We start from the raw sequence: 25,043 nt of genomic DNA, 5'->3' as shown, positions 1-25,043 counted from the left end.
AATGCACCCGCGTGCGGCCGCAACACCACGCCGGGGACCGGTGGGTCGGATTAGTGTTTCGGTATGGCTTTCGGGGGAGCGTCCGCGGGCGGCGATCCGGTCGCGCTGGATCGGGTGCTGGCGCATGCGCACGGCGTCCGGGTCAGGGAGATGCCCGGGGAGGCGCCGACCCTGCTGGAGGAGCGGGACCCGATTGCCGTGCGGGCGCTGCGGGACGCCCTGCGCATTGCCGACCTGCCCGGCTTCGCGTGCATGTGCTGGGGCGATGTGGTGCTGGACTTCTTCGATACCGCCGAGCGTCCGCTCGCCACGGTGACCCTGCATCACGGCTATTCGATCCGCTGGGACGGCTGGCCCCGGGACGCCCTGCTGGCCGACGGCGTCCGCCCACTGGAATGGCTTGCCGTGCGCGGCGTGGCCGGTCCCCTGCGCGAATACCGCGTGGCCGAGCAGCGCCAGGCCGAAACCGACCGTGCCGCCCGCCTCTGGGCGGCCGAGATCCCTGCACCGCTCATGTCCTACGCCAGCCTCTTTCTCGATACGTCCGCCTCCGGCGGCAGCCTGACCGGACGCCAGGTGGCGGAGGTCCACGGCCTGCTGTCGGCGGCGTACCCGGATGCGGTGGATCGAATCCTGCGCCTGTGCGCCTGGTACGCCGCGGGCACCGGCGCCTACTCCGGCTACCCGCCGCACGAACGCATTCCGGCCCAGTGCCTGGATCTGGAGAACCACACCGATTTCGCCCGCGCGGTCGACCTCGCCGACGACGCCGCCGTCACCGGCGCGGTCCGTTACCTGCTCGGCTGGGATACCCGAAAACGCCTGGCCCGCCTACTATCCGCGCTCTCCCCCACCGCGCGCCGCAAGGTCCTCCTCCGCGCCCCCGACGCCGAATCCCGCCATTGGCTGGAACGCCGCATCGCCGGGTTGCAGTGAGGTCGATGCACCGGCTCGGCCGGAGATTAGCCTGGAAACATGGTCGAGTTTCCCGAGAGCAACGTGGGGCCGAAGTTCAAGGGCAAGCGGGTCGGGTACTTCCGCGAGACGGCGGGGTATCGGCGGTATGCGAAGGCGTATCGGGACGGGTTCGGGCTGTTGCCGCCCGTACGGGAAACCATCGATGTGCCAACGAGTTTCGGGACGGTGCGGGCATATCGATTCCGGGCGGGGGAGGCGACGCCGCTGGTGCTGCTGCCCGGCAGGCAGGCCGCCACGCCGATGTGGGCGGCGAATCTGCCGGGGCTGCTGGCGGTGCGGCCGGTGATCACACTGGATCTGCTGGGTGAGCCGGGGTTGAGTGTGCAGTCCCGGCCGCTGACCGACGGAGTCGATCACGCGGCGTGGCTGTCGGAGGCGCTGGCGGCGTTGGAGTCTCGGCCGGTGCATGTGCTGGGCGTGTCGATCGGCGGGTGGTCGGCGGTGAATCTGGCCGTGCACCATCCGGATCGGGTGGCCTCGCTCATCACCCTGGATGCGCCGTTCGTGTTCGGCGGGGTGACCTGGAAGATGATTCTGGTGTCGCTGGGTTCGGTGCTGCCGGGGATGCCGGAGACGTGGCGCAACAGGCTGTTGAGCTGGATTTCCGGCGGGGTGTCCGCGCCGCAGGACCTGCCCGAGGGCAGGCTGATCGCCTCGGGCATGAAGGACTTCGTCTCCTATCTGCCGATGACCAATCAGCCTGCCAAGGACCAGCTTTCGGCCCTGACCATGCCGTTCCTCGGGATCTTCGCCGGGCGCAGCATCGTGCACAATGCCCGCAAGCTGGCGGACAAGGCGCGAAAGCTGGTGCCCGGCGGTGAATTCGAGGTGTGGCCGGACGCCTCACACGCCATCAACGGCGAGTTCCCGGACGAGATCGCGGCGCGCGTCGCGAAGTTCCTCGGCGAGATAGAACCCGCCGCAGGCTGATTCATCCAGCCTGTCTCGGGCGCGAATCGGTCACGGCACCAGGACCGCGCGCCCCCGGATCTGGCCCGCGTCCAGGCGGCGGAAGGCTTCCGGCCCTTCGGCGAGGTCGAAGCGCTCGACCTCCATGTGCAGCTTGCCCGCCTGGGCGAGGGCCACACACGCGTGCAGGTCGCTGCGGGTGCCGCCCAGCGATTTCCGCACGGTCGCGCCCCACGGCCAGCCGGGGCCGCCGGCCGGTCCGGCGGTGATTTCCGGTGCGCCGCCGCCGATTCCGACCATGCGGTAGGCACCGTTGGGGGCGACGGTCTCGCAGGCCAGCTTGGCGGTGGCGTCCACACCGACGAAGTCGAAGACGGCGTCCGCGCCGCGCCCGTCGGTGAGGTCGAGGATCTGCTTGGCGGTGTCGCCGCCGGAGAGGATGCCGAGCTCCGCACCGCAGTCGGCGGCCAGGTCCAGCTTCTCCTGTGTCTGGTCCACGCCGATGACCCGCACGCCGGAGATGGCGTGCAGGATCTGCACGGCCACGTGCCCGAGCCCGCCGATGCCGATGGCGACCGCGGTGCCGCCGGGCCGGAGCGCTTCGCGCGCACCGCGAATGGCGTGGTAGGCGGTGAGGGCGGCGTCGGCGACCGGCGCGGCCTGCAGGAAGTCCAGGTCGCCGATGGGCACGAACGAGCTCGCCGGAATCCGCACGTACTCCGACATGCCGCCCTCGATGGTGAGTCCGGGGCAGGGCGGCATGGCGACGCGACCAGCCGCGAGACAGACGTTCTCGTTGCCGCTCACACACTCCCGGCAGACGCCGCAGGTCCAGAACAGGTAGACGACACCGCGTTCGCCGATCTCACGCCCGTTCACATCCGAGCCGATGGCCTCGATGGTGCCGGCGATCTCGTGGCCGAGGGTGAGCGGATCCTCGCGCAGCTGGATCGGGAAGTTGACCAGGGTCAGGTCGGAGTGGCAGACGCCCGCCGCGCCGACCTTCAGCAGCAGATCGGTGGGGCCGATGTCCGGGACCGGGATGTCGTTGATCTGCACCTTTTCCGGGCCGGTCCACTGGAGTGCGCGCATCGTGCTTCCTTGCCTCGAGCTTGTGATCTGGCGCACACGGTAGCACTGGCTATACACTGCGTCTAGCGAATGACGGAATGTCTACTGATTTACTCGAAAGCCTTCCCACCATGTCGGACAGCTGTCTAGGCTCGCGTCCCATGAACACACCGCGGATCGCCATCGTGGGCGCCGGAATCTCCGGGATCTGCATGGCCGTGGCTCTGCAGCGGGCCGGATTCACCGACTTCACCCTCTACGAGAAGGCCGACGAGTACGGCGGCACGTGGCGTGACAACAGCTATCCGGGCCTGGTGTGCGATGTGCCCTCGCGGTACTACCAATTCCGATTCGCCATGAATCCCGAATGGTCACACCTGTATTCGGCCGGGCCGGAGATCAAGGACTACCTGGTCGGGGTGGCGCGCGAGCACGGACTCCACCGGCGCACCCGCTTCGGGACCGAGGTGACCGGCGCGGTGTTCGACGGCGACGGCTGGCAGCTCACCACCTCCGACGGCGCGACCCGGCGTGTCGACTTCGTCCTGTGCGCAACGGGTTTCCTGCACCACCCCAACCGGCCCGACATCCCCGGCCTCGACGAATTCGGCGGCCCAGTCATGCATTCCGCGCGCTGGCGGCACGATGTCGAGCTGACCGGCAAGCGGGTGGGTGTGATCGGCACCGGCTCCACCGGCACCCAGCTGGTGAGCGCGCTCGCGGGCACGGTGCCGGAAGTCGTGCTGTTCCAACGCACTCCGCAGTGGATCCTGCCGACGGTGAACCGGTCGTACACGCGGGTGTCGAAGCGGCTCTACTCGCTGATACCCGCGCTGGGCGCACTCCCCTACTGGTTCAATCGCGTCGCCTTCGCGGTGTTCTCGCAGGGCCTGGTGCATCCCGGCCGGGTGCGCCGGTTCATCCAGTGGGTGGTGGAGCGAAACCTGCGGTCGGTCAAGGATCCTGAACTGCGGCGCAAGCTGACGCCCGACTATCAGGCCATGTGCAAGCGGCTGGTGGTGTCCGACCGCTTCTACCGAGCGGTGCAGCGCCCCGATGTCGCGCTGGTGACCGAGGGCATCGACCACGTCGAGAAGCGCGGCGTGGTGACCACCGACGGCCGCCTGCACGAGCTCGACATCCTGGTCCTGGCAACGGGATTCGACTCGCACGCCTTCATGCGCCCGATGGCGATCACCGGATCGGACGGCCGCACCCTGGATCAGGCGTGGGAGCAGGGCCCGCGCGCCTTCGAGGGCGTCATGATGCCGGACTTCCCGAATCTGTTCATGCTGGTCGGCCCGCACAGTCCCTTCGCCAATCATCCGCTGACCGCGGTCGCCGAGGCGCAGTCCGCGCGTATCGTCGGCTGGCTGCGGCGGTGGCAGGCAGGTGAATTCGCGACCGTCGCCCCCACCCGCGCCGCCACCGACCGCTACAACGCGCGGATGCGGGCCGCCGCCCCGAGCACGGTGTGGACCACCGGCTGCACCAGCTGGTACCTCGGCGAGGACGGGCTGCCCGAGCTGTGGCCGTGGACCCCGGGGCGCTACGAGAAGCTGATCCGCAGCGCACCGGATCCGGTCGACTACGACCTGAATCAGCGCGTCGAGAGCCGGAAGTGACATCGTGGAAACAGCGTTCTGGCGCTCGATCTCCCGCCTGGTGGGCCGCTGGTGGTTCGGCCCCGCCCCGGACTGGTCCCGGGTCCGCGCCCGGGTCGGTGCGGGCACCACCTTCGCCCGGGCGCCGCGCGGTATCGCCGTCGAGACCAGTCGACTCGGCGGCATACCGGTCGAAACCCTCACCCCCCGTTCGGCACCCACCGATGCCGCGGTGCTGTACCTGCACGGCAGCGGCTATGTGATCGGCATGCCACGCATGGTGCGCACCCTCACCGGTGCGCTGGCGGCGGCCATGGGGACCACCGTGCACGCCCTGGATTACCGGCTGGCCCCCGAGCACCCGTACCCGGCCGCCATCGACGACACCCTCGCGGCCTATCGCGCCCTGCTCGCCGCGGGCATCCCGGCCGAACGCATTGCGGTGGTGGGTGATTCGGCCGGTGGTGGCCTGGCGCTGGACCTGGCCCTGCGGCTGCGCGAGAAGAACTGGCCGCAACCCGCGATTCTCGGGCTCATCTGCCCCGTGCTGGACCTGACCGTGAATTCCTCGGCCTTCCAGTGCGATCCGAGCCGCGAGCCGCTGCTGAACCCGCCGCTCATGACGCAGTTCATGGACGCGTACCTGCCGGGTGTCCCCGAGGACGAACGCCGCGCCCGGTCCCCGCTCTACCGCGACATCACCGGCCTGCCGCCCATCGTCATGCATTCGGCGGGCGACGACCTGCTGGCCGGGGATGCCCGCCGCTTCGCCGCCGTGGCGGCGAAATCGGCTGCGCCCCTGCGGCACCGTGAGTACCGCAGGCTCTGGCACGTCTTCCACGCCCTGCCCATGCGCGTGGCGCGGGAAGCCGTGGCCGATCTCGCATCCGCGCTGTCCGAACGCCTCTACGGCCGCCACGTCGGCCACCGGGCGAGCCGCTGATCGGATCGATCCCACACCGCTGCCCGGTCCGGCACATTCAGCGCCTGGCGGCGTGCTCGTCCAGCTCGAGGTCGATGAAGGCCCCGATCATGGCCCGCCACACCGCTTCCGCGACGGCGGGCGCCAGCCCGGCCGCGTCGGCCCGCTCGCGGGCGAGGGTCACGATCCGCTCCACGCGATCGGGCGCGCGCACGGCCTGCTCGTCGGCCTTGAAAGTGGCGGCCGCGCGCACCAGCTCCTGCCGCTCGGCCAGCAGCCGGATCAGGTCACCGTCGAGAACGTCGATGCGCGTGCGGACTTCGGCCAGCGAACGTGGAGCGGACATGAGCAGGCAGCCTATCGAACGCCGGGCGCCCGACCATTCGGGCCGACAGCCCCGCGGATCACACGAAAGCCCGGCTGACGACCGGCACCACGAACTCCTCCAGCATGGCGCGCTCCTCCGCGTCGTCGCGGCCGGGGGCGGCGAGGAAGGAGACGATGATGCGGGTCAGCCAGCGGGCCAAGCGGCTGCGCTCGGGATCGGTGAGGGCGGTGGGCGTGAACAGGCCCGCCGCAATGGATTCGATAACGTCGGAGTCCTGGCTGATGCGCCCGGCCGCGCCGGACTCGCCGGGGCGGAACCAGGCGATGAGCATGGGGTCGGCCCGGACCGCATGGATCGCGCCGAGCATGGCGGTGACCACCTTCTCGCCCGGATCCGCGATCGCGGCGACCTGCTCGAACACGCCCCCGGCAATGCGGCGGGTGGCGCGGTGCACGAAGGCCAGCCGGACGGCCTGCCGGTTCTCGAAGTATCGGTAGAGCGTCGCGCGGGAGCATCCGGCTGCCTTGGCGATATCGCCCATGCCGACCGCGGTGACGCCGCGCTCGGCGAACAGGCGCGCGGCGGCATCGAGGATGCGCTCGGCGGCCAGGTCGGCACGGTCGTCGGCCAGCCAGTCTCGGCTCATGGATGTCCCTTCGGTGCTCGCGGGCCCGGCTGCGGGGCAACCGCCACCGGACCCACTCGTTCACACTCTGCCCGCGCGGTGCGCGGACGGTGCGACCGGGCCGACCTTGCGGTGGCCGCCCCGGGGTCGGTCAGGCCGTCGCCCGGAAGGGGACGGAGATCGGCCAGCGCACGTAGTTGCCATGTGCCCACTGCACGGTATCGAGATCGACGGCAAAGTCCGGGCAGCGGGCCAGCAGTTCCTCCAGGGCGACCCGCGCCACCATGCGGGCGGCGGCCGCGCCCAGGCAGTGGTGGTGGCCGTGGCTGAAGGTCATGATGCGCTTGGGGTTGCGGCGCACGTCGAGTTCGGCGGCGGTGGGCCCGAATTCGCGTTCGTCGCGGTTGGCCGACCCGTAGAGCAGCAGCACGCGGCGGCCCGCGGGGATGGTGACGCCGTGCAGTTCCACATCGCGGGTGGCGGTGCGGGCCAGGCCCTGGACCGGGGAGGTCATGCGGAGGAATTCCTCGACGGCGTCGGGGATGAGCGCCGGATTCTCCACCAGCAGGCGGCGCTGGTCGGGGAAGGCGGTGAGCAATTGCACAGCGCCGCCGAGGTTTCCGGTGGTGGTGTCATTGCCGCCGGTGATCATGGTGAAGGCGAAGCCGAGCATGGCCAGCAGGCCCTCGTTGTCGCCGTCCGCACCGAGCCCGGAGGCCAGCAGGTGCGAGATGGTGTCGTCGCCGGGTTCCTGGCGCCGCTGGTCGATGAGCTCGCTGAAGTAGCCGACCATTTCACCGACCGCGGTGAAGGCGTTCTGGTCGCCCGCGGCCAGCCCCGCGCCCTCGACCGCGCCACCGACGATGTTCTCGGTCCATACGTCGAACTTGCCCCGATCCCGTTCCGGCACACCGAGATAGTGCGCCACCACCATGGTGGGCAGGGGCTTGAACAGGTCCTTGACGATATCGCCCGAGCCGGCGGCCAGCAGCCCCTCGATGCGCTCGATGACGAAGGCGCGTACCTCGGGTTCGACCGAATTGACCTGCCGGGGTGTGAATCCCGGTGATACCCGGCGGCGGAAGTCGGTGTGGTCGGGCGGGTCCATGAAGACGAACGGCTTGGCGGCGCCGAATCCGGCGGCCAGCAGGTCGACGTAGTCGACGGTCAGGCCGGAGGCCGAGGAGAAGGTCTCGGGGTCGCGCGCGGCCGCGTATACGTCCGCGTGCCGGGACAGGACGTAGAAGTCGTCGGATTCGCGACCCTCCGGGACCGCCCGGTGGACCGGATCATGGTCGCGCAGTTGGGAATACATGGGATACGGGTTGCGCCAGGTTTCGCCGGAGCGCAGTTCGAATCGCACCGCATGAGACGCCGTTGAACTCATGAACCGACCGTAAGACAAAACCCACAATATGTCTAGAACCTGTGGCATAGCCGCCACGGTGTACCAGGCAGTCGGAGTCAGAGCACCCGGAAGCGAACGGGATGGGCCAGCGGCCGGCCCGCATCATCCAGGTGATGCAGCAGGTAGGAGCCGGTCGGCAGCGGACCGGGCCGCAGGGCCGCGTCGGCCGGGACCGCGGCCGCGCCGACCTGCCGCAGGCCCGCCACCGGAGCGACCGCGGCATCGGCCGCGCCCGGCTGAGCGATGACCGGCAGGACCACCTGATCCCGCGTCACCCCGTTCCCCAACGCGAGGGTGCGCAGCGCGGGCGTCGCGGGCACCGTGGCGGCCAGGCCACCGGGATCGGCGTAGACCGCGAGGCGATGCCCGGCCACCGCGCCCGCGAGGCCGTAGCTGACGACCAGGTCCCGGCCGGGCTCGTAGAGGGACCGATCCAGCAGCAGCCGGTCGAAGGGCGCGGCGTCGTCGGCGGTCCGCCCGGCCGCGCCGGTTTCCACGAATCCGCGTGCCCGGCACCAGAATCCGGCATCGGCGGCGGCGGTCACCGAGAAGTCGTACCAGCCCGCGCCCTCGGAATCGGCGTCACAGGCCATATCGCGCCGCTCGGTCCCGCCCGCCGCGACATCGATGATCCAGGGCCCGTCGTGACGGTAGGCATTGGAGAGCACCGCAACCGAAACCGGTTGCTTCCCACCATTTTCGAATACCCAGGAGAGCTTGCGCCTGCCGGATGCGGCGGCGGTGGCGGTGACCCGCAGCGCGCCGCACGGACCGCTGAGGTCGCCGGCGAAGCGACGCTGAAAGCCGTCGGGGCCGTATACCGAATAGTCGTAGCGGCCGTTCACCGCCGGAAAGTCGTGTGCGACAGCGCCGCCGCCGGGGATGTCGAAGCGGGTCGGGGTGAAGTCCGCGGCGAAGGCGTTCGGATGCACCCGGCAGTGCACGGTGCCGGTGCCGCCGTTATCGATGGTGAGGGTGATCCCGCCCTGCCCGTTGGGCGCGCAGCGGGCCTGCATCCGGTACGGCAGCGGCACCCGCGCCTTGCTGCCGGTCTGCTGCTTCGGCATGCGCTGCACGAACGGAAGCGGTTGCGCGACACCGGACATCGGCTGCTCGGTGCGCGGGGCGGCGGTGGGCAGGATGAGGGTGCGGCGCGCGCCGAAGTCGAACAGCGAGGACAGGTCACCGCACACCTCCCGCCGCCACGGGCTGATATTCGGTTCGGCGACACCGGTGACCCGCTCCAGGAACTTCAGCACCGAAGTGTGGTCGAACAATTCGGAGCATACGGCCTGTTTGCTCCACGGCGACACGATGATCGCGGGTGTCCGCGCGCCCAGGCCGACGTTGTAGCGGCCGAAGTATTCACCGGCCGTGCCCTCCGGCGGCGCCGGCGCCGGGACATGGTCGAAATAACCGTCGTTCTCGTCGTAGTTGAGGATGAATACCGTCTTGTTCCAGACGTCGGGGTATTCGGCGAGCGCCTCCAGCACCTCGCGCACCATGGCCTGCCCATTGCGCGGGCCCATGACCGGATGCTCGCAGTCGACGTAGGGTGCGACGATCCAGGACACCGTGGGCAGCCGTCCGGTCGCCACATCGGTGCGGAAGGATTCCACGAGCGTGCCGGTGCGCGCCCGCAGCAGTCCCTGCTCCACCAGCGCCCGCTGCCCCTCCGACAGCTCGTCCAGGCCCCGCTTCAGGTCGGCGGCGTAGGCGGGTTCGAGGCTCGGATCCCGTTGCAGGTCCAGGTAATAGCGGAAGAAGTTCTCGAAGGCGACCCCGCGGCCGCCGTTGGTGTACTTCAGCGCGGCCCGGGCGGCCTCACGGAAGGGCAGGAAGAACTCGAGCGCGTTGTCGGTGTAGTTGTCCCACTCCTGGTAGACGCGCCAGCCGATGCCGCGCTCCTGGAGTCGTTCGGCGTAGGTGGTCCAGGGCAGGCCGAAGATGATGTCGTTGACGTAGCGCCCGGCGTCGGGGCCGAGCAGCGCGTCGTAGAGGAACAGATTGCCGGTCCGCGGCGCGACCAGCCCGGCCAGCGACTCGGCGACCGAGTGGGGGAGGGCACTGGTCAAACCGTGCACCATCCCCAGCACGGCGTCCACGATCCCGGCGACCGGCAGGCTGCGCATCCAGCGCAGTTTCAGGTCGTCGGCGAACAGCGAGACCTGCAGGGATTCCGCGAAATTGTCCAGGGCCAGCGGGTTTTCCACGGTGCCGGTGAACAGGTACATGCGATTGGGGTCGGTGGGCCCGTTCACCGAGCAGTGGTAGCCGTCGCACAGGGTGAACGCCTCGGCGAGCTGGTAATAGAAGCCCAGGCTGTCGCGGTCGTAGCCGACCATGGTGCCCTCGCCCTTGGCGGGGATCCAGCCGTCGTGCCGGCCGAAGGCGAAAGCATCATGGCCGGTGCGAGTTCCGTGATCGGTGCCGTCGATGTTCTCCAGCGTGGTGGGGTATGGCAGCACCACCCGGCCGCCGTCGGGCTGGTGGAGAACCGAGCGCCCGGTGGACAGTTGCAGCGCATTGAGGTCGGCGTAGCCGCGCACGCCGGCCATGGAGCCGTAGTAATGGTCGAAGGAGCGGTTCTCCTGCATGAGGATGACCACATGCTCGATTCGGTCCCAGCCGCCGGGCGGGGCCGGTTCGGCCCAGGCCTGCACCAGGCTCGGCGGGAGCATCGACATGGCTCCGGCCGCACCACCCAGCTGCGCGGCGTGCTTCAGAAAACGCCTCCGATCCATGGCAACCCCTGTGAGCATAGGAACGGCTACCGTCGAGGATCGCCGACCGAGCTTGGGGGTTCGTGGCGGTGAGGGGGATCAGTAATGAAGGGTCAGTTAATCATTGGCGCCGGACTTCGCGGATCTGTCACGTGGCATTCACTGCTGTTCAGCCGGCGTTGTCCTCGTCGCGAACCAGCAGGAAGACCAGTTCGGTATCGCCGATGCGCAGCACCGCTCCATCGGACAATAATCCGCTGTCGGCAACCCGTGCGCCATCGACATAGACGCCGTTGGAGGAGTGCAGGTCCTTGATCACCCAGGTGTGCCCGTTGTCGATGAGCAGCGCGTGGTGGCGGCTGACCCGGCCGTCGGTGAGCGCGATGTCATTGTCGGACAGGCGGCCGATGCGGGTCGTGGAGCCGGTCACCGGGAAGACGTTCCCGGAGCGGTCGCGCAGCAGCGCCTGCGGCTCGTGCCAGCTGCGGTCCACGATGGTGGTCGCGCGGGTGGCCGAGGCCGCCGCGACCGCCGGCACACTGAGCGGGTCCTGGCGCAGGATGCGCGATTCCAGCTCCCGGATGCGGTGGCCCGGATCGATGCCGAGTTCCTCGGCGAGGATGCCGCGCAGCCGGCGGGCCGCCTCGAGCGCGTCGGACTGCCTGCCGGTCAGGTACAGCGCGGTGATCAACTGCTCCCAGAGCGATTCCCGCAGTGGATGATCGCGCACCAGCAGGGCCAGCTCGGAGACCACCCCCTCGGCGCGGCCCTGGGCGATATCGGCCTCGGCGCGGGCCTCGATGACGCCGATGCGCTCGTCGTCGAGGGCGACGGCGTAGGCGTCGGCGAAGCCGAGTCCGCGCAGATCGGACAGGACGGGTCCGCGCCACTGGGCGAGCGCGTCGGAGAGGGCGGCGGTGGCGGCGGCGAACCGCCCCGCGGCGAGGGCGCGCAGGCCGTTCTCGCGGCAGGCCCGGAAGCGGAAGACATCGCAGGCGGGGTCCGCGAGCACGATGCGATAGCCGGTGCCCATGTGCTGCAGCATGTTCCGGGCGTCGATGCCGCCGTCGCGCAGCGGCTTGCGCAGATTGGAGACGATGGCGTGCAGGCTGACGCGCACGTCGGGCGGCGGATTGTCCTCCCAGACCGCGCTGGCGAGGGCCTCGACGGATACCGGACGGTTGGCATTGATCGCGAGGTAGGCAAGCACGGCGCGCTGCTTGGGCCCGCCCAGCTGCCGGGCCACCCCGTCGATGGTCAACTGCACCGGGCCGAGCACCCCCACCTGCGCGCGCACGTCGCCCATCGCCGACCTCCCGCCCGGCCCCAGCTGTCGTCCGTCACTGTAGTTATCCACGGCCGCCCCTCGTATCCGCCGAATTCCTCTCACCGAACTGGTCGGTCCCCGGCTCGAATTCGTTCCATCCGGGCGCGGATACAACGAGCATGCACCGATGCGGGCGTGTCCCGGGAGGGTGCCCGCACCGGTGCATGCTCGTGGATGCTGTCACCGGTCAGGGGTTGAGGTTGTAGACCTCCACGTTGCCCATCATGGTGACCGGGTAGTTCGCTTTCACCCAGGCGGTGATCTGGGCGGAGGTGGACTGATCCGACTCCGAGTTGCCCTGGCCGGACTGCGGTGCATTGCCGCCCTGGCCCGGCTGGGGGGCGGCACCGCCCGGCTGGGTGTCGCGGCTCGCACCGGAGCGGTCGTGGCCGGACTGGGGGTTGCTCGGCTGACCGGCGTTCGACTGGCGACCCTGAGAGTTGTTGTCCTGTCCGGATTCCTCGCGCTGACGGACCAGCAGGTAGCCGATCTGGTGGTCGGCGACGTACTGCTGGAACTGGGCCAGGGTCGGTGAGTCGTCGCGGCCGCTGAAACCGCCGACGGCGAGCAGCGCCTTGCCCGTGGTCAATTCGAGCGAGCTGACGTCCTGAGCGCCGATAGCGGCTGCGGCCCAACGGGTTTCGCTGCCCTGGATGAGGCCGGCGATCTGCGGGTCGGGCACGCCGCCGCGCTGGCCGGGGCCGCCACCGTGTTCGCTGCGGGGCGGACCGGCGATCGGGCTGCCGCCATTGTGCACCTGGGCAACGGTCTCGAGGGTGTAGACAGTGGGGCCGAGCAGTCCGGCGAGCAGGGCGAAGACGCCGATGGCGAGCGCGAAGCGCGGCAGCTTCGGGGCGATCAGCAGCGCGGCCGCGGCGACCACCGACAGCGCCACCAGCGTCCAGCGCAGCCACGGCAGCCATTCGGGGGTGCGGTGCAACAGCACGAACGACCATCCGCCGGTGGCGAGCGACATGACCGCGAGGGTGCTGCGGGCCGCGAGATGCGCACGGCGTTGCCACAATTGGGTCGCGCCGATGCCGATCAGCGCGGCCATCGCCGGCACCAGCTCCATGGCGTAGTACGAGTGGAAGCTGCGGCTCATGTAGCTGAGCACGGCCGCGGTGATCAGCAGCCAGCCACCCCACAGCAGCAGTCCGGCGCGCACGCGATCGGTGCGCGGCAGCCGGCGGGTCAGCCAGAGTCCGGCGATCAGGGCGATCAGCGCGGCGAGCAGCAGCCACGAGAATTCGGTGGCGAGCTCACCGCTGAACAGGCGGGTGAGGCCGGGCTGCGAGCCGAAACCGCCGTGCATCTGGGACGGGTCGGCATGCTGGGCCGCGTCCGGCGTGGGCATCGGGGGCGGGGTGGGCCGGTGGGCGCCGCCGCCGTTCTTGTTGCCCAGCACCCGGCCGAGGCCGTTGTAGTCGACGGCCAGTTCCCAGAGGCTGTTGCTGGTGGAACCGCCGATGTAGGGCCGGGATCCGGCGGGCCACAGTTCGACCAGCGCCACATACCAGCCCGCGGACAGCACCAGGGCCACGCCCGCGGACGCCAATTGCATGATGCGCGTGCGCCATCCGCCCGCGCCGGCCACCAGCACGACCAGCGCGAGGCCGGGCAGCACCAGGAAGGCCTGCATCATCTTGGCGAGGAAGCCGAAGCCCATGAGCACACCCGCGCCGACCAGCCAGCCGGTGCTGCCGGACCAGAGCCGTTCGCCGCGGGCGTCGATGGCCCGCACCGTGCAGTACGCGGCGGCCACCAGCAGCAGGAGCATGAGGGCGTCGGGGTTGTTGAAGCGGAACATCATGGCCGCCACCGGGGTCACCGCGAGCGCCGCGCCGGCGATGAGACCGGCGGCCGGTCCGGCCCAGCGACGCACCGCGGCGATGAGCAGCGCCACCGCGGCCACACCCATGAGGGCCTGCGGCGCGAACATGGACCAGGAGTTGAAGCCGAAGATGCGGCCGGACAGGCCCATCACCCACATGGCGGCGGGCGGCTTGTCGACGGTGATGGAGTTCTGCGGGTCCAGCGATGCGAACAGCAGGGCCTTCCAGCTCTGGGTGCCGGACTGCACGGCGGCGGCGTAGTAGCCGTTGCCCCAGCCCGCACCGCCGAGACCCCACAGGTAGACGACGGCCGTGGCGATCAGCAGCGCCAGGGTGGCCGGTCGCTCCCAGCGCGGCTGCCCGGGCGGGGCGAGCATCGCCCATCGGGACGCGCGTCTACCCTCCGACAAGGCTGCGTTGTCCTCCCCGGTGGAGGCGTCGCCGCCTCCGGAGGAGGCCGCATCGCCCGCGACGCTGGTGATGGTCGACATGCCACCCGCCTTCCTGTGTTCCCAGATTCCGATTGACCTCGCGGAGCCTAGGCAGCGGATTTTGAACCGAGCTTCAGGTCGACTGGGAGTTCTCTGTGAGGGGACAAGAGGATGGCCTTACCTGGGCAAACAGCAGGAAGGGCAGCCATTCGGATGTCCTTCCGCGTGTCGTCCGGCGCAGCGGACCGCATTGTTCGGTAGTCATGCTCCGGGGACTTCGGCAGTCGCACACGACTTCTCCGATCCGGACGGGTGGGGTCAGACGGTGGGCAGGGTGAAGGCGGCGGTGCGGACCTTGTCGGCATGCTTGAAGTCGAGGAACAGCCGGTAGGTGCCGCGGCCGGGAACGGCGGTGTGGAAGGTGATGTCGGGACCGGGCGCGGTGACGCCGTCGCCGGGCTCGCCGTTCGGGTGCACGTGGACGTAGGCCAGATCGCCCGCGCGCAGGATCACCAGATGGCCGTAGGCCGCCAGGTAGGGCTGCAGATCGGCGACGGGCGCGCCGTCCTTGCGCACCGTGAGGGTGAGCAGGCGGCCCTCGCCGGGAACAAGATCGCCGTCCAGGGTGACCTGGTAGCCGTCGACGGTGATGGTGCGCTGCGGTTCCGGCGCGGTACCGGGCCGGTAGTCGCCCGCGATGGCGAAATCGGCTCCGAGCGTGATGGTCTTGCCGAGGGCGCGCGGCGCGATATCGGTGAAGGCGCGGTAGGCGCCCGCCTCGGGCAGGTTCAGCCGGATGGTCCAGGTGCCGTCGGCCTGCCGCTCCGGGTGCACGTGCCAGAAGCCGGTCAGCTCGCGCTGCACGACGATCAGGTGCAATTCCTTGTCGTGGATGGCGTCGAAGTCGTTGACGGGCAGGCCATCCGGGCCGAGGATGCGGAATCGGAACTCGATTTCGCCTGCGGCTACGACCTTTTCGGCGAGGTCGAGGGTGTAACCGTCCTGGGTGATCTGGAGTCCGCCCGGCAGGCCGCCGTGGGCGTGGCCACCGTGAGCGGTGTGCGCCTCGTGGGCCGCGTGATCGCCGTGCCCGGCGTGGGCCGCGTGATCGCCGTGGTTGGCGTGAGCAGTGTGGTCGACCGGGGCCGCGTGGTGAGCATGCGCGGCGTGATCGCCGTGAGCCGCATGGTCGTGGTGTCCGGTGTGCGCCTGGGTGGTCATTTCTCGTCCCTCTCAACTGCTTCGGTGCCTTACGAAAGATCAAGTTAATACCCCCTAGGGGTATACGCAATATGTCGGTTCGTGAACTGGATCACCGCGGAATCGGCGCGGGTTCGGATCACCGTGACGGCAACCGTGGCCGGACGGACACGGTTCGACAATCGTCCAACCCATGGCGAGCGAGAGCGAGTATCGAACGGGCCTGTTCGCGTTGGGAATCGAACTCGACGGGGAGGGTCACCACCCCGCCGCGTGGCATCGAGCCGGACACGAACCAGACCGTCCATTGCATCCACAGACCGTGCGCACCCGGGTTCAAGCGGCGGAGAACGCGGGCTTCACGTTCGCGACCTTCGACGATGCCCTGAACCCCGGCCCCGGTCCGGGCGGGCGGCTCGATGCCACCACCCGCGCGGCCTTCGTCGCGGCCACCACCAGCACCCTCGGCCTGGTCCCGGTGTCGGCGGCGACCTACGCGGAGCCGTTCCACCTGTCGTCGCAGCTGGCCTCGCTGGACTATGCCTCGCGTGGCCGGGCCGGCTGGCTGGTCGTCGACGAGCCGGGCGCGGCCCGGGCCTGGGGAGCCACCGCACGAGAGACGCCGGACGCGATCCGGCGCGAGCGCATCGACGCCGTCGAAGTCGCACGGCGACTGTGGGATTCGTGGGAGGACGACGCCGTCATCCGCGACTACGCGGCCGGGAAGTTCCTGGACCGCGACAAGCTGCACTACATCGATTTCATCGGCGAGACCTTCTCGGTGAAGGGCCCGGCCATCGTGCCCCGCCCGCCGCAGGGACAGGTCGTCGTATTCGGTTACGGCGCAGCGGGAACCGAGGGCATCGACGTGGCACTGGTGAGCGGAACCACGCTGCCCGAGGTCCACGAGGCGATCGAAAACGCACGGGTGGGAGGGGTTTCACGCGTACTCGTGGATATCAACGTCACCCTGGACACCCCGGCCGCGACGGCTGCGGAACGCCGCACCTGCCTGGACGGCCACGCTGACCCCGGATCCGCTGGGCGACTGGTCTTTTCGGGCACGCACGCCGCGCTGACCGCCCTGCTCACCGAACTGGACCCGATCGCCGACGGTGTCCGCCTGCACCCGGCCGTCATCGACGAGGACCTTCCCGTCCTCGCCCGCTACGTCATCCCCGCCCTGCTGCGCGCGGGTCTCGCTCATCGCCCGGTCCCAGGTTCGACGCTGCGCGCGAATCTGGGCCTGGCCCGCCCCGCCAACCGCTACGTCAAGGAGCTCGCCCGATGATCGAGGTCCCCTTTCCCGACGCCCAGGTGCATTTCGGGGTCTTCTTCCAGGGCGTCAATCACCACACCATCTGGGCGGATCCGAGCAGCGGATCGCAGATCGACTTCGAGACCTTCCGCCGGGTCGCCACCGCCGCCGAGCGCGGCCTGTTCGATGCCTTCTTCCTGGGTGAGGGCCTGCGCCTGCGCGAACAGGACGGGCAGCTGCTGGACACCGATATCGCGGGACGGCCCGACGCCATCACGCAATTGGCGGCGCTGGCGGGAATCACCACGCGAATCGGCCTGGTGGCCACGCAGAATGCCACCTACAACGAGCCCGCCGATCTGGCGCGCCGGCTGGCGAGCCTGGATGTGCTGTCGGGCGGGCGCGGGGGGTGGAATGTGGTGACCACCGACAATGCCTGGACCGGTGAGAATTTCCGACGCGGCGGATTCCTGGATCACACGCAGCGCTACGAGCGCGCCGCCGAATTCCTGAGCCTGGCACGGGAGATCTGGGATGCCTGGTCCGGCGATCCCATTGCCTCGACCCGCCACGACGAGAGCTGGTCGCACCCCGGTGCGGTCCGCGTGGTCGAACGCGACAGCGCGCAATTCAAGGTCGCGATCGCCCCGACGGTGCCGCGTAGTCCGCAAGGTCATCCGGTGATCTTCCAGGCGGGCGCCTCCCTCGCCGGACGCGATTTCGCGGCCGCGCAGGCGGAGGTCATCTTCTCCCCCTTCGGAACCGAGTTCGATCCGGCCCTGGAGTTCGCGAACGATATTCGTGCCCGGCTCGTCGCGGCGGGGCGGCCCGCCGACGATATCCGGATTCTGCCCGGCACCCAGATCGTGCTGGCCGAGACCGCCGCCGAGGTCGAGGAGAAGCGGCGCTGGGTGCTGGAGCAGCAGATCACCGGTGCGACGGCGCTCTCGCTGGCGGGGCAGGTGTGGGGACGGGATCTGTCGCACCTGGATCCGGATGGCCCGCTGCCCGCGGAAGATCCGGCGCCGTCGGTGATTTCGTCCACCCGCGGCGCGCAGCGGGACGGGCAGGACCGCGGAACGATCGTGGCGCAGTGGCGGGCGCTGGCCGAGTCGAAGGGGCTGACGCTGCGGCAGGTGGCCGTCGAGACCACGGCCCGTTTCGGCTTCGCGGGGACGCCGGGGCAGGTCGCCGATGAGCTGACCCGCTGGGTGCGGCACGGCGCGAGCCACGGCTTCAACATCACTCCGTGGCGGGTTCCGGCCGGGCTGGACGAGATCGTGGACCTGCTGATTCCCGAACTCCAGGAACGCGGTTCGTATCGGACCGCCTACACCGGCGTCACCTTGCGCGAACACCTCGGTCTCCGGCCGCCGTTGACCCGCCGCTGACCCGCCCGAAATGTCAGCTACGGGCGAAAACCCAGCCGGAAACGGTGTCATACCGCTCGGTTCGGGACACCAGCGCGTTCAATGAGGGCCGTGGTGGAGACACTGGACAGCACGAGCCCGCAACCCCCGGTCGCCGATCGGCGGGTCCGGCGGGACCAGCGCGGTGACGCTTACCGGCTGACGGCACTGGGGGGCCTGGCGGCGCTGTCGCTGGACGCCCTGTCGAGCGTGGCCTACGGCCCCGAAGCCATTGTGCTCGCGCTCATTCCGGCCGGCATCGGGGCAGTGTCGTGGACGCTGCCCGTCTCACTGGCCATCACGGCGCTGCTGCTGGTGCTGGTCCTGTCGTATGGTCAGGTCATCGCGGTCCATCCGGACGGCGGCGGGGCCTATGCGGTCGCGAAGAAGGACCTCGGGCGCGGGGCCAGCCTGCTGGCGGCGGCCAGCCTGGTGGTGGACTACGTACTGACCGTCGCGGTGAGCCTGGCCGCCGGTGCGGCCAGCCTGGCCAGCGCCTTCCCAGCGCTCGCGGGTCACCTGCTGGCCATCACCCTGACCGGGCTCGCGGTGCTGACGGTGCTCAACCTGATCGGCATCGCGGAATCGGCCAAAGTGCTGATGGGGCCGACCCTGGTTTTCATCCTCGCCATCTTCGCGGTGATCGCGGGGGGATTCCTGCACCATGATCCGATCGCGGTCATCGGCAACGACCTGGGCCCCGTGGAGCCGGTCGAGGCGGTCGGAATCGTGTTGATACTCAAGGCGTTCTCGGCCGGTTGCTCGTCGCTGACCGGTGTCGAGGCCATCGCGAACGCGGTGCCGTCCTTCCGCACCCCCGCGGTGAAACGCGCCCAGCACACCGAGATCGCGCTCGGTATGCTGCTGGGCGTCATGCTGGTCGGGCTGGCGCTGCTCATCCGGCAGTACCACATGGTGCCGCGTGGGGACGTGACCATCCTGGCGCAGCTCTCGGCCGCGGCGTTCGGCACCGGCTGGATGTTCTACCTCACCAATATCGCGGTGACCCTGGTCCTGGTGCTGGCCGCCAACACCAGCTTCGGCGGACTGCCGGTGCTGCTGTCGCTGCTGGCCAAGGATCACCGGGTGGCGCACGCCTTCGCCATGCGGTCGGAGCGGCCGGTATTCCGGTACGGCGTGGCCGCGCTGGCGATGCTGGCCGCCCTGGTGCTGATCATCGTCTCGGCGGACACGAACCGCCTGCTGCCGGTATTCGCCATCGGCGTGTTCATCGGATTCACCATCAGCCAGCTCGGTTTGGTGCGGCACTGGCGTGCCGTCCGCGGCCCGGGCTGGTTGCCGCGGGCCCTGCTCAACGGTTTCGGCGCGGTGCTGACCGCGATCGCCGGAGTGGTGCTGCTGGTCGAGAAGTTCACCGAAGGCGCATGGCTGCTGCTGATCATCATTCCGTCGCTGCTGATCCTGTTCGCGCGCACCGAGAAGTACTACGCCCAGGTGGCGAAACTCCTGGGGCTGGGCAAGATTCCGCCCTGCCCGGCGCCGGATACCGAGACCAGCCTGATCGTGGTGCCGGTGGTGACGGTCAGCGCACTCACCGAGCAGGCTCTGACTACAGCCATGCGACTGAGCGGCGAGGTCGTGGCGGTAGCCGTCGCCATCGAACCCGCGAGCGCGAAAAAGCTGGGCGCGCAATGGAAGGAATGGAATCCCGGCGTGCCGCTCATGGTGCTGCCCAGCCCGAACCGCAGCCTGGTGGCCACGCTGGTCGGCTACGTCCGCAAGCAGTCGGCGAAGGGCCGTCAGGTGACGGTGCTGCTCACCCAGATCGAGACGCGCCGCTGGTGGCATCGGCTGCTGCACAATCCGCGCGGGCCGGTGCTGACCGCCGCGCTGCGCGCCCGCACCGACGCCGTGGTGGCGACGCTCGCCGTGCGGCTCGACTGATTCTGGCCCGGGCGGCCTGACCAAATCCCGGCCCCGGGCTGATTGATTCGCTGCCCGCACCCCTCGCGGCGGGACGCGAATCGCCCGCTATGCCCGAACTCGCTACGCCTCGTAGCGTTCCGGGACCTGCCCCGTGGCATAGCGGGCGTAGGTGTTCTCCGGGTTCACCGTGATGATGTCGGCGACGGCCACCAGATCGGCGGGTACGCAACCTCCTTCGAAATGATCGACGCTGGGCACGATGACGGCCTCCAGGTCGAGCCGTGAGACCAGCATGCGGAGCCGTTGCACCGGCCGGTCGGTTCGCGGGCCGAACACCACCGTTCTGCGCAGGTCGTAGCCGAGCCGGTGGGCCAATCCGCGTATCCGGGCCTCATCCCATTGCAGACGTGCGCCGGATATGTCGCTCCGCAACCATCCGATCGCACTGGGTTCCGACGTCATGGCTATCTCTCAGGGGTTTTCGCTGCCGGCGACTGTGCCGACTTCAACGTTGATCCGCCGCAGGCGATTGATCGATGGCGTGAGATGGGGAAAGTACGGGGCAAATGAGGGTCATGGCGGCACGGCAAATCTGTGGAAAGCCTATTCTCGGGACAGGTCCAGCAGAGAGGCCGCATGCCGTGACCGGACGGAACGAGCTGCTCATCGAGGCTCGGCTGCGCATGGAATCACCCGGAGCGCCGGGACAATCGATGACTCGCCGGGAGTTGGCGGACGCCGTCAACGACCACGTCTTCCGGGCCACCAGCAAGCGCGGGGCCGTCGATGAACGACACGTCGGCAAGTGGGAGCGAGGCGAAACGACGTGGCCCAGAAGACATTACCGATCCGCACTGCGTGCGGTCCTGAATGTGGCGACCGATGCCGAACTCGGCTTCAGCAAGCCGCATATCGCGGCGGATGACAAGACCGTGAACCGCAAGCAATTCCTGTCCAGCGCGCTCGTGGTGACCACGAACGTGGTGCTGTCGAACTCCGCGCCGACCGAATCGGAGCTCATCGACACCATGGCCGGACCGACCGCCAACTACCGGCGGATGGAGTCCTCGGTGCCCTCGGATCGGCTGGCGCCGGTGGTGGACGCGCACCTGAATCTCGTTGCGGGCGTGGTGCGGGATCGGCTGCGCACCTCGGGCGGCTTCCGGGCGCTGTCCGAAATCGCCGGGCTGGCAGCGTGGTTGGCGGCCGACCGCGGTGACGACGCGGCGGCGCGGCGGCGCTACGTGGAGGCGATCCGCCATGCCGAGCGCACGCATCATCCGCTGCTGGTCTCGTACATGACCGCCAGCCTCGGGCACTACGCCGTCGAAATGGGCGATGCCCGAGCGGGTTTGACCCTGTTGCGCACAGCCGCCGCGCAGCTGGGGCGCGAGGCGCCCGACAGCGCCGGGGCGTGGATGTCGTCGCTGCTGGCCGTCGCCTACGCCGCGACCGGAGATCGCGTCGGCGCGCTGGGGGCGTTGCGGCGGGCAGAGCGGCTGGTGGACAGGCAGCGCGGTGAACCGCAGTGGCCGTGGGTGTTCGTCTTCGACGGGCCCAAGGCGGCGCGGTATCAGGCCAGCGCGCTGACCCGGCTGGGCGACAATCGCGCGGCACACCTCGCCTTCGAGAACGCGGACTCCGCGTTGACCGCCGAGAAGCCGCGTGCGCTGGCCAAGGTCGAGCACGCCCAGGTGCTGGCGCGCTGCGGCGACATCGAGGCCGGCTGCGCACTGGCGGCCGAGGCGCTGCTGGTCGGGCTTACCTATCACAGTGAGCGAATCACCCGCCTGGCCAGGGCATTCCGCGCCGATCTGCCCGCGCGTACCGTCGAGGCGAGGGCGCTCGACGACGCCCTCGCGACCCTCTACGGACGAGACGATCAATGACTAGCGTCGCCATCACCGGGCACCGCGGACTGCCCGCGGCCACGCTCGCCCTGGTCGATCGGGCGCTGCGGCTGGAGGTCGCGCTGCGCATCCGGCCCGGCGGCCCGCCGCCGGTCGGGGTGAGCTGCCTCGCGGATGGGCCGGATTCGCTGTTCGCGCAGGCGATCCTGGATGCGGGCGGGGTATTGATCGCGGTCGTCCCGGCCCGGCGGTATCGCGCGAGCCTGCCCGCCTTCCATCACCCGGTGTTCGACCGTCTCCTCGCCGCCGCCCACCGGGTCATCGAACTGGACCGGGAGGAATCCAATCCCGAGGCGCACCAGGCGGGGAGCCTGCGCATGCTCGACGAGGCCGGGGAGCTGCTGGCGGTGTGGGACGGATTGCCCGCACGCGGTTTCGGCGGCACCGCCGATGTGGTGGCGACCGCACGCGCGCGCAACATGCCCGTGACGGTGGTGTGGCCGGAGGGGGCCGAGCGGCCGTGAGCCGCCCGCCCGGTCACCAGGCGGCGGTGGAGACCAGCCAATCGACCATGATCCGGGTCGCCTCCGGCAGTTTGGTGATCGCGCAGTGCCCGGTATCCGGGAGCAGATGCACCTGGGTGTCGCGGCGACCCTCGAAGACCAGGGTGTCGGCGACCGGGATGTGCACGTCGTCCGCGCCGTTGAGCACCAGCATGGACGCGTTCCAGTCCCGGTCCAGCCACTGCCGGAGCGTGAACAGGGACATGCGCTGCGCGAGCTCGACATCGGTGGGCTCGGCGTCGAAACCCAGGGCATTGCCGATGATTCCGCGCATGCCGTAGGCCCAGGTGCGGTCGGGGTCGAAGGCGCGCTCGATCGGGCCGCCCAGCACAATGGCGGCGTCCACCTCGGCGGCCAGGCCGGAGCGGGCGGAGAACCAGCCGCCCATGGAGACGCCCAGATGCGCGACCCGGCCGTTGCCGAGGGTGCGGGCGCGGTCGATGATCGCGCGGACCACGCCATAGCCGCTGTCGGCGGACATGGGCACGGGCGTCTCGCCGGTACCCGGAATGTCGAAGGCCAGCACGCGCATTCCGGTACGCAGGGCCATCTCGGCGAACAGCGAGTGCAGGTCGATCTTCCAGGAGTCGACGCCGCCGGACGCCAGCAGGACGGGGTCGGCGACCGACCAGCCGGGCGGGGTCAGCAGGTGCGCCGGGACGTCGATCCGCATACCGCGATAGGGAGCCTCAACTGTCAACCGGGTGAATTCGAGCCCGAAATCCGGTGCGGCGAGCAGGTATTGATCAACCTGATCGGACAGGGCCGCACGCTTCGACTCGTCCGCCAGAGTGGGGAATTTGGCCCAGCCGTAGGCCAGCGCCGCGAGACGGTGCCGACCGTCGGCCGCGTATCCCCTTGCCAGCGTGGACCATTCGTGCACCCAGCCACCCGGGGCGTCGGGCCACATGTCCGTGATGGCCGCCCGCGTGGTGTCGACGTCGGCCTGCGGTAGGCCGGTACCCACCATCTGCGGGTATCGCTCGACGAAAAGGTCCTGCGGGTCGATCTGCCATTGGAACGCCATTCGATCCTCCTACGACTAACGCAAGAATACTTGCGTTAGAAACCTAGACCCCCGAAGAGTGCTAATGCAAGATCCTTGCGTTAATCTTGCTGAGTGACCGATTCGGAAGTTCGCCGCCGGACAGGCGGCCGCTCCGCACGCGTCCGGCAGGCCGTGCTGGACGCGACCTTGGAAATGCTGGCCGACAATGGATTCGACCAGCTGAGCATCGGCGCGGTCGCCACCCGGGCGGGCGTGCACGAGAGCTCGATCTACCGGCGCTGGAAGACCCGCGAGCGGCTGATCTTCGACGCGATGCTGGAGCACAGCGCGGAGAACCTGCCCGTCCCGGACACCGGATCACTGCGCACGGACCTGATCGCGTTCAACCGATCCATGGTGGCGATCGTCGATTCGCCGCTCGGCACGATGCTCGGGCGGGCCATGGCGAGTGCGAGCGACAACCCGGAACTCGCGGAATCCCGCGCGGAGTTCTGGCGGGTTCGCCTGGACGGCGCCCGCGTGATGCTCGATCGCGCCGTCGAGCGAGGCGAGCTGGAGACGGCTCCGGACCCCTGGCTGGTGCTCGAAATACTGACGGCGCCAATTCATTTCCGCAAACTGCTCACCCGGGAGCCGCTGTCCGACGACTACGCCGAGCGGATCGTCGACCTCGTGCTGAACGGGCTGCTTTCGACAGGCGAAAGGACATCGGAATGATCGCGGTGATGGGAGCGTCCGGAGAGACCGGCGGCGCTGCGCTGCAAGGGCTTCGAGAACTCGGGGTGCCGTGCCGGGCCTTGAGCCGGGACCCCGGGCGCTTGCGAGACCGGCTCGGCGAGGTGGACGGCGTGAAGTTCGGGGCCGCCGATGCCGCCGACGCGGAATCGCTGCGCGCGGGGTTCGACGGAGCGTCGCAACTGTTCCTCACCATGGTGAACGGCCCGCGGCAGGTCGAGTTCGAGACGCGTGCCATCGATGTGGCGGCGAGCTGCGGTGTGGAGCACATCGTGAAGCTGTCCGCACCCGCCGCCGAACCGGATTCCCCGGTCGCGATCTCGCGCTGGCACTGGGCCATCGAGGAGCATCTGCGCGGGTCCGGTATCGCGCATACGATTCTGCGGCCGTACGCATTCATGCAGAAGCTGCTGACGCTGGCTCCCGGGTTGGCGGAAGGCGTCATCGTCGGAGCGATGGGCGACACCGCCTGCAACTGGGTCGACTGCCGTGACATCGGGGATGTCGCGGCCGCGGTGCTGACCCGGCCCGAACTCCAGGGGCAGGTACACACGCTCACGGGCGCGGAGGTCTTCGGCTATCCGGAGATCGCGGCGCGGCTGTCCCGCTTGCTCGGCCGTCCGATCCGCTATGTCGATGTACCGCCGGAGGCACTGCGCGACAACCTGATTCGGCAGGCGCATCTGCCCGATTGGCTGGCCGCCCACGTGACCGAGATCCAGCTCCTGGCCCGGACCCGCCCTGAGCGGCCCACCGGCGGGGTGGCCCGGATACTGGGGCGTGCGCCGCGCACCCTGGATGACTTCCTCACCGAAAAACTCGTGCACTTCCGCTGAGCCCCGGCGGTCCGCGCGCGCCCCTTGACCTCAACGTGAGTTGAGGTACCAGGATGCCTGCATGGGCTGCTCACAGCCCGGCCCCGCGGCCCCGCCGAGTCCCGTACACCCCTCGGCGGGGCCGCGGGTGTGTTC

Annotated in this window: 21 protein-coding genes; 11 read left to right on the top strand and 10 right to left on the bottom strand. The window is 69.6% G+C overall.

What is annotated here, in order from left to right:
* Nucleotides 1–63 precede the first annotated feature (63 nt).
* Both ABZ909_RS01720 and ABZ909_RS01715 read left to right on the top strand, forming a co-directional pair.
* Complete coding sequence (locus ABZ909_RS01720) at nucleotides 64–936, top strand: hypothetical protein (RefSeq protein WP_356995688.1); 873 nt, start codon at nucleotides 64–66, stop codon at nucleotides 934–936.
* A 39-nt stretch (nucleotides 937–975) separates the two neighbouring features.
* Nucleotides 976–1,908 (top strand): alpha/beta hydrolase, encoded by a 933-nt coding sequence (locus tag ABZ909_RS01715; RefSeq protein WP_356995687.1) that lies wholly within the window; start codon nucleotides 976–978, stop codon nucleotides 1,906–1,908.
* A 30-nt stretch (nucleotides 1,909–1,938) separates the two neighbouring features.
* On the opposite strand, the gene ABZ909_RS01710 is transcribed toward ABZ909_RS01715, so the two are convergent.
* Complete coding sequence (locus ABZ909_RS01710; RefSeq protein WP_356995686.1) at nucleotides 1,939–2,979, bottom strand: NAD(P)-dependent alcohol dehydrogenase; 1,041 nt, start codon at nucleotides 2,977–2,979, stop codon at nucleotides 1,939–1,941.
* A 140-nt stretch (nucleotides 2,980–3,119) separates the two neighbouring features.
* Here ABZ909_RS01710 and ABZ909_RS01705 point away from each other — a divergent pair, with 140 nt between their 5' ends.
* Together ABZ909_RS01705 and ABZ909_RS01700 are read left to right on the top strand one after the other, a co-directional pair.
* Nucleotides 3,120–4,583 carry an NAD(P)/FAD-dependent oxidoreductase gene (locus tag ABZ909_RS01705; RefSeq protein WP_356995685.1) on the top strand — a complete coding sequence of 488 codons (1,464 nt, stop codon included), beginning with the start codon at nucleotides 3,120–3,122 and terminating at the stop codon, nucleotides 4,581–4,583.
* Nucleotides 4,584–4,587: 4 nt separating this feature from the next.
* Nucleotides 4,588–5,505, top strand: coding sequence for an alpha/beta hydrolase fold domain-containing protein (locus tag ABZ909_RS01700; RefSeq protein WP_356995684.1), 918 nt, complete (start codon nucleotides 4,588–4,590; stop codon nucleotides 5,503–5,505).
* A 37-nt stretch (nucleotides 5,506–5,542) separates the two neighbouring features.
* Here the strand turns inward: ABZ909_RS01700 and ABZ909_RS01695 are convergent, their stop codons facing one another.
* The 7 genes from ABZ909_RS01695 to ABZ909_RS01665 form a co-directional block, all read right to left on the bottom strand.
* Nucleotides 5,543–5,830, bottom strand: a complete 288-nt coding sequence (locus ABZ909_RS01695; RefSeq protein ID WP_356995683.1) for a chorismate mutase — start codon at nucleotides 5,828–5,830, stop codon at nucleotides 5,543–5,545.
* 58 nt (nucleotides 5,831–5,888) lie between these two features.
* The gene (locus tag ABZ909_RS01690) at nucleotides 5,889–6,458 is read right to left on the bottom strand and encodes a helix-turn-helix domain-containing protein (protein WP_356995682.1); all 570 of its coding nucleotides are present in this window, start codon (nucleotides 6,456–6,458) and stop codon (nucleotides 5,889–5,891) included.
* A 130-nt stretch (nucleotides 6,459–6,588) separates the two neighbouring features.
* A complete protein-coding gene (locus ABZ909_RS01685; RefSeq protein ID WP_356995681.1) occupies nucleotides 6,589–7,824 on the bottom strand; it encodes a cytochrome P450 in 1,236 nt (411 codons plus the stop codon).
* 77 nt (nucleotides 7,825–7,901) lie between these two features.
* Complete coding sequence (locus ABZ909_RS01680) at nucleotides 7,902–10,589, bottom strand: alkaline phosphatase family protein (RefSeq protein WP_356995680.1); 2,688 nt, start codon at nucleotides 10,587–10,589, stop codon at nucleotides 7,902–7,904.
* 148 nt (nucleotides 10,590–10,737) lie between these two features.
* The gene (locus ABZ909_RS01675; protein ID WP_356995679.1) at nucleotides 10,738–11,874 is read right to left on the bottom strand and encodes a BTAD domain-containing putative transcriptional regulator; all 1,137 of its coding nucleotides are present in this window, start codon (nucleotides 11,872–11,874) and stop codon (nucleotides 10,738–10,740) included.
* 208 nt (nucleotides 11,875–12,082) lie between these two features.
* On the bottom strand, nucleotides 12,083–14,221 hold the full coding sequence (locus tag ABZ909_RS01670; protein WP_356995678.1) for a glycosyltransferase family 39 protein: 2,139 nt from the start codon (nucleotides 14,219–14,221) through the stop codon (nucleotides 12,083–12,085).
* Nucleotides 14,222–14,479: 258 nt separating this feature from the next.
* A complete protein-coding gene (locus ABZ909_RS01665) occupies nucleotides 14,480–15,382 on the bottom strand; it encodes a hypothetical protein (RefSeq protein WP_356995677.1) in 903 nt (300 codons plus the stop codon).
* 172 nt (nucleotides 15,383–15,554) lie between these two features.
* Here ABZ909_RS01665 and ABZ909_RS01660 point away from each other — a divergent pair, with 172 nt between their 5' ends.
* The 3 genes from ABZ909_RS01660 (at nucleotide 15,555) to ABZ909_RS01650 (ending at nucleotide 19,933) form a co-directional block, all read left to right on the top strand.
* On the top strand, nucleotides 15,555–16,652 hold the full coding sequence (locus tag ABZ909_RS01660) for an LLM class flavin-dependent oxidoreductase (protein ID WP_356995676.1): 1,098 nt from the start codon (nucleotides 15,555–15,557) through the stop codon (nucleotides 16,650–16,652).
* The gene (locus ABZ909_RS01655; protein ID WP_356995675.1) at nucleotides 16,649–18,010 is read left to right on the top strand and encodes an NtaA/DmoA family FMN-dependent monooxygenase; all 1,362 of its coding nucleotides are present in this window, start codon (nucleotides 16,649–16,651) and stop codon (nucleotides 18,008–18,010) included. Before ABZ909_RS01660 ends, ABZ909_RS01655 begins: the two co-directional genes overlap by 4 nt.
* Before the next feature lie 93 nt (nucleotides 18,011–18,103).
* The gene (locus ABZ909_RS01650; protein ID WP_356995901.1) at nucleotides 18,104–19,933 is read left to right on the top strand and encodes an APC family permease; all 1,830 of its coding nucleotides are present in this window, start codon (nucleotides 18,104–18,106) and stop codon (nucleotides 19,931–19,933) included.
* 102 nt (nucleotides 19,934–20,035) lie between these two features.
* On the opposite strand, the gene ABZ909_RS01645 is transcribed toward ABZ909_RS01650, so the two are convergent.
* Nucleotides 20,036–20,347 carry a hypothetical protein gene (locus ABZ909_RS01645; protein WP_356995674.1) on the bottom strand — a complete coding sequence of 104 codons (312 nt, stop codon included), beginning with the start codon at nucleotides 20,345–20,347 and terminating at the stop codon, nucleotides 20,036–20,038.
* A 209-nt stretch (nucleotides 20,348–20,556) separates the two neighbouring features.
* Here ABZ909_RS01645 and ABZ909_RS01640 point away from each other — a divergent pair, with 209 nt between their 5' ends.
* Nucleotides 20,557–21,804 carry a hypothetical protein gene (locus tag ABZ909_RS01640; protein ID WP_356995673.1) on the top strand — a complete coding sequence of 416 codons (1,248 nt, stop codon included), beginning with the start codon at nucleotides 20,557–20,559 and terminating at the stop codon, nucleotides 21,802–21,804.
* Nucleotides 21,801–22,289 carry a hypothetical protein gene (locus ABZ909_RS01635; RefSeq protein WP_356995672.1) on the top strand — a complete coding sequence of 163 codons (489 nt, stop codon included), beginning with the start codon at nucleotides 21,801–21,803 and terminating at the stop codon, nucleotides 22,287–22,289. Before ABZ909_RS01640 ends, ABZ909_RS01635 begins: the two co-directional genes overlap by 4 nt.
* 13 nt (nucleotides 22,290–22,302) lie before the next feature.
* Here ABZ909_RS01635 and ABZ909_RS01630 read toward each other — a convergent pair whose 3' ends face one another.
* Nucleotides 22,303–23,355 (bottom strand): alpha/beta fold hydrolase, encoded by a 1,053-nt coding sequence (locus ABZ909_RS01630; RefSeq protein WP_356995671.1) that lies wholly within the window; start codon nucleotides 23,353–23,355, stop codon nucleotides 22,303–22,305.
* Between the two features lie 93 nt (nucleotides 23,356–23,448).
* Between ABZ909_RS01630 and ABZ909_RS01625 the strand changes: the two genes are divergently transcribed.
* Both ABZ909_RS01625 and ABZ909_RS01620 read left to right on the top strand, forming a co-directional pair.
* Entirely contained in the window at nucleotides 23,449–24,054 is a 606-nt protein-coding gene (locus ABZ909_RS01625) for a TetR/AcrR family transcriptional regulator (protein WP_356995670.1), read from the top strand.
* Nucleotides 24,051–24,908 carry an SDR family oxidoreductase gene (locus ABZ909_RS01620; RefSeq protein ID WP_356995669.1) on the top strand — a complete coding sequence of 286 codons (858 nt, stop codon included), beginning with the start codon at nucleotides 24,051–24,053 and terminating at the stop codon, nucleotides 24,906–24,908. The genes ABZ909_RS01625 and ABZ909_RS01620 overlap by 4 nt, the downstream gene beginning before the upstream one ends.
* Nucleotides 24,909–25,043 lie beyond the last annotated feature (135 nt).

Source organism: Nocardia sp. NPDC046763, from assembly GCF_040645495.1.
Classification (GTDB): domain Bacteria; phylum Actinomycetota; class Actinomycetes; order Mycobacteriales; family Mycobacteriaceae; genus Nocardia.
Note: the sequence above shows the minus strand (reverse complement) of the source record. Positions and strands in the feature narration are given on the sequence as shown.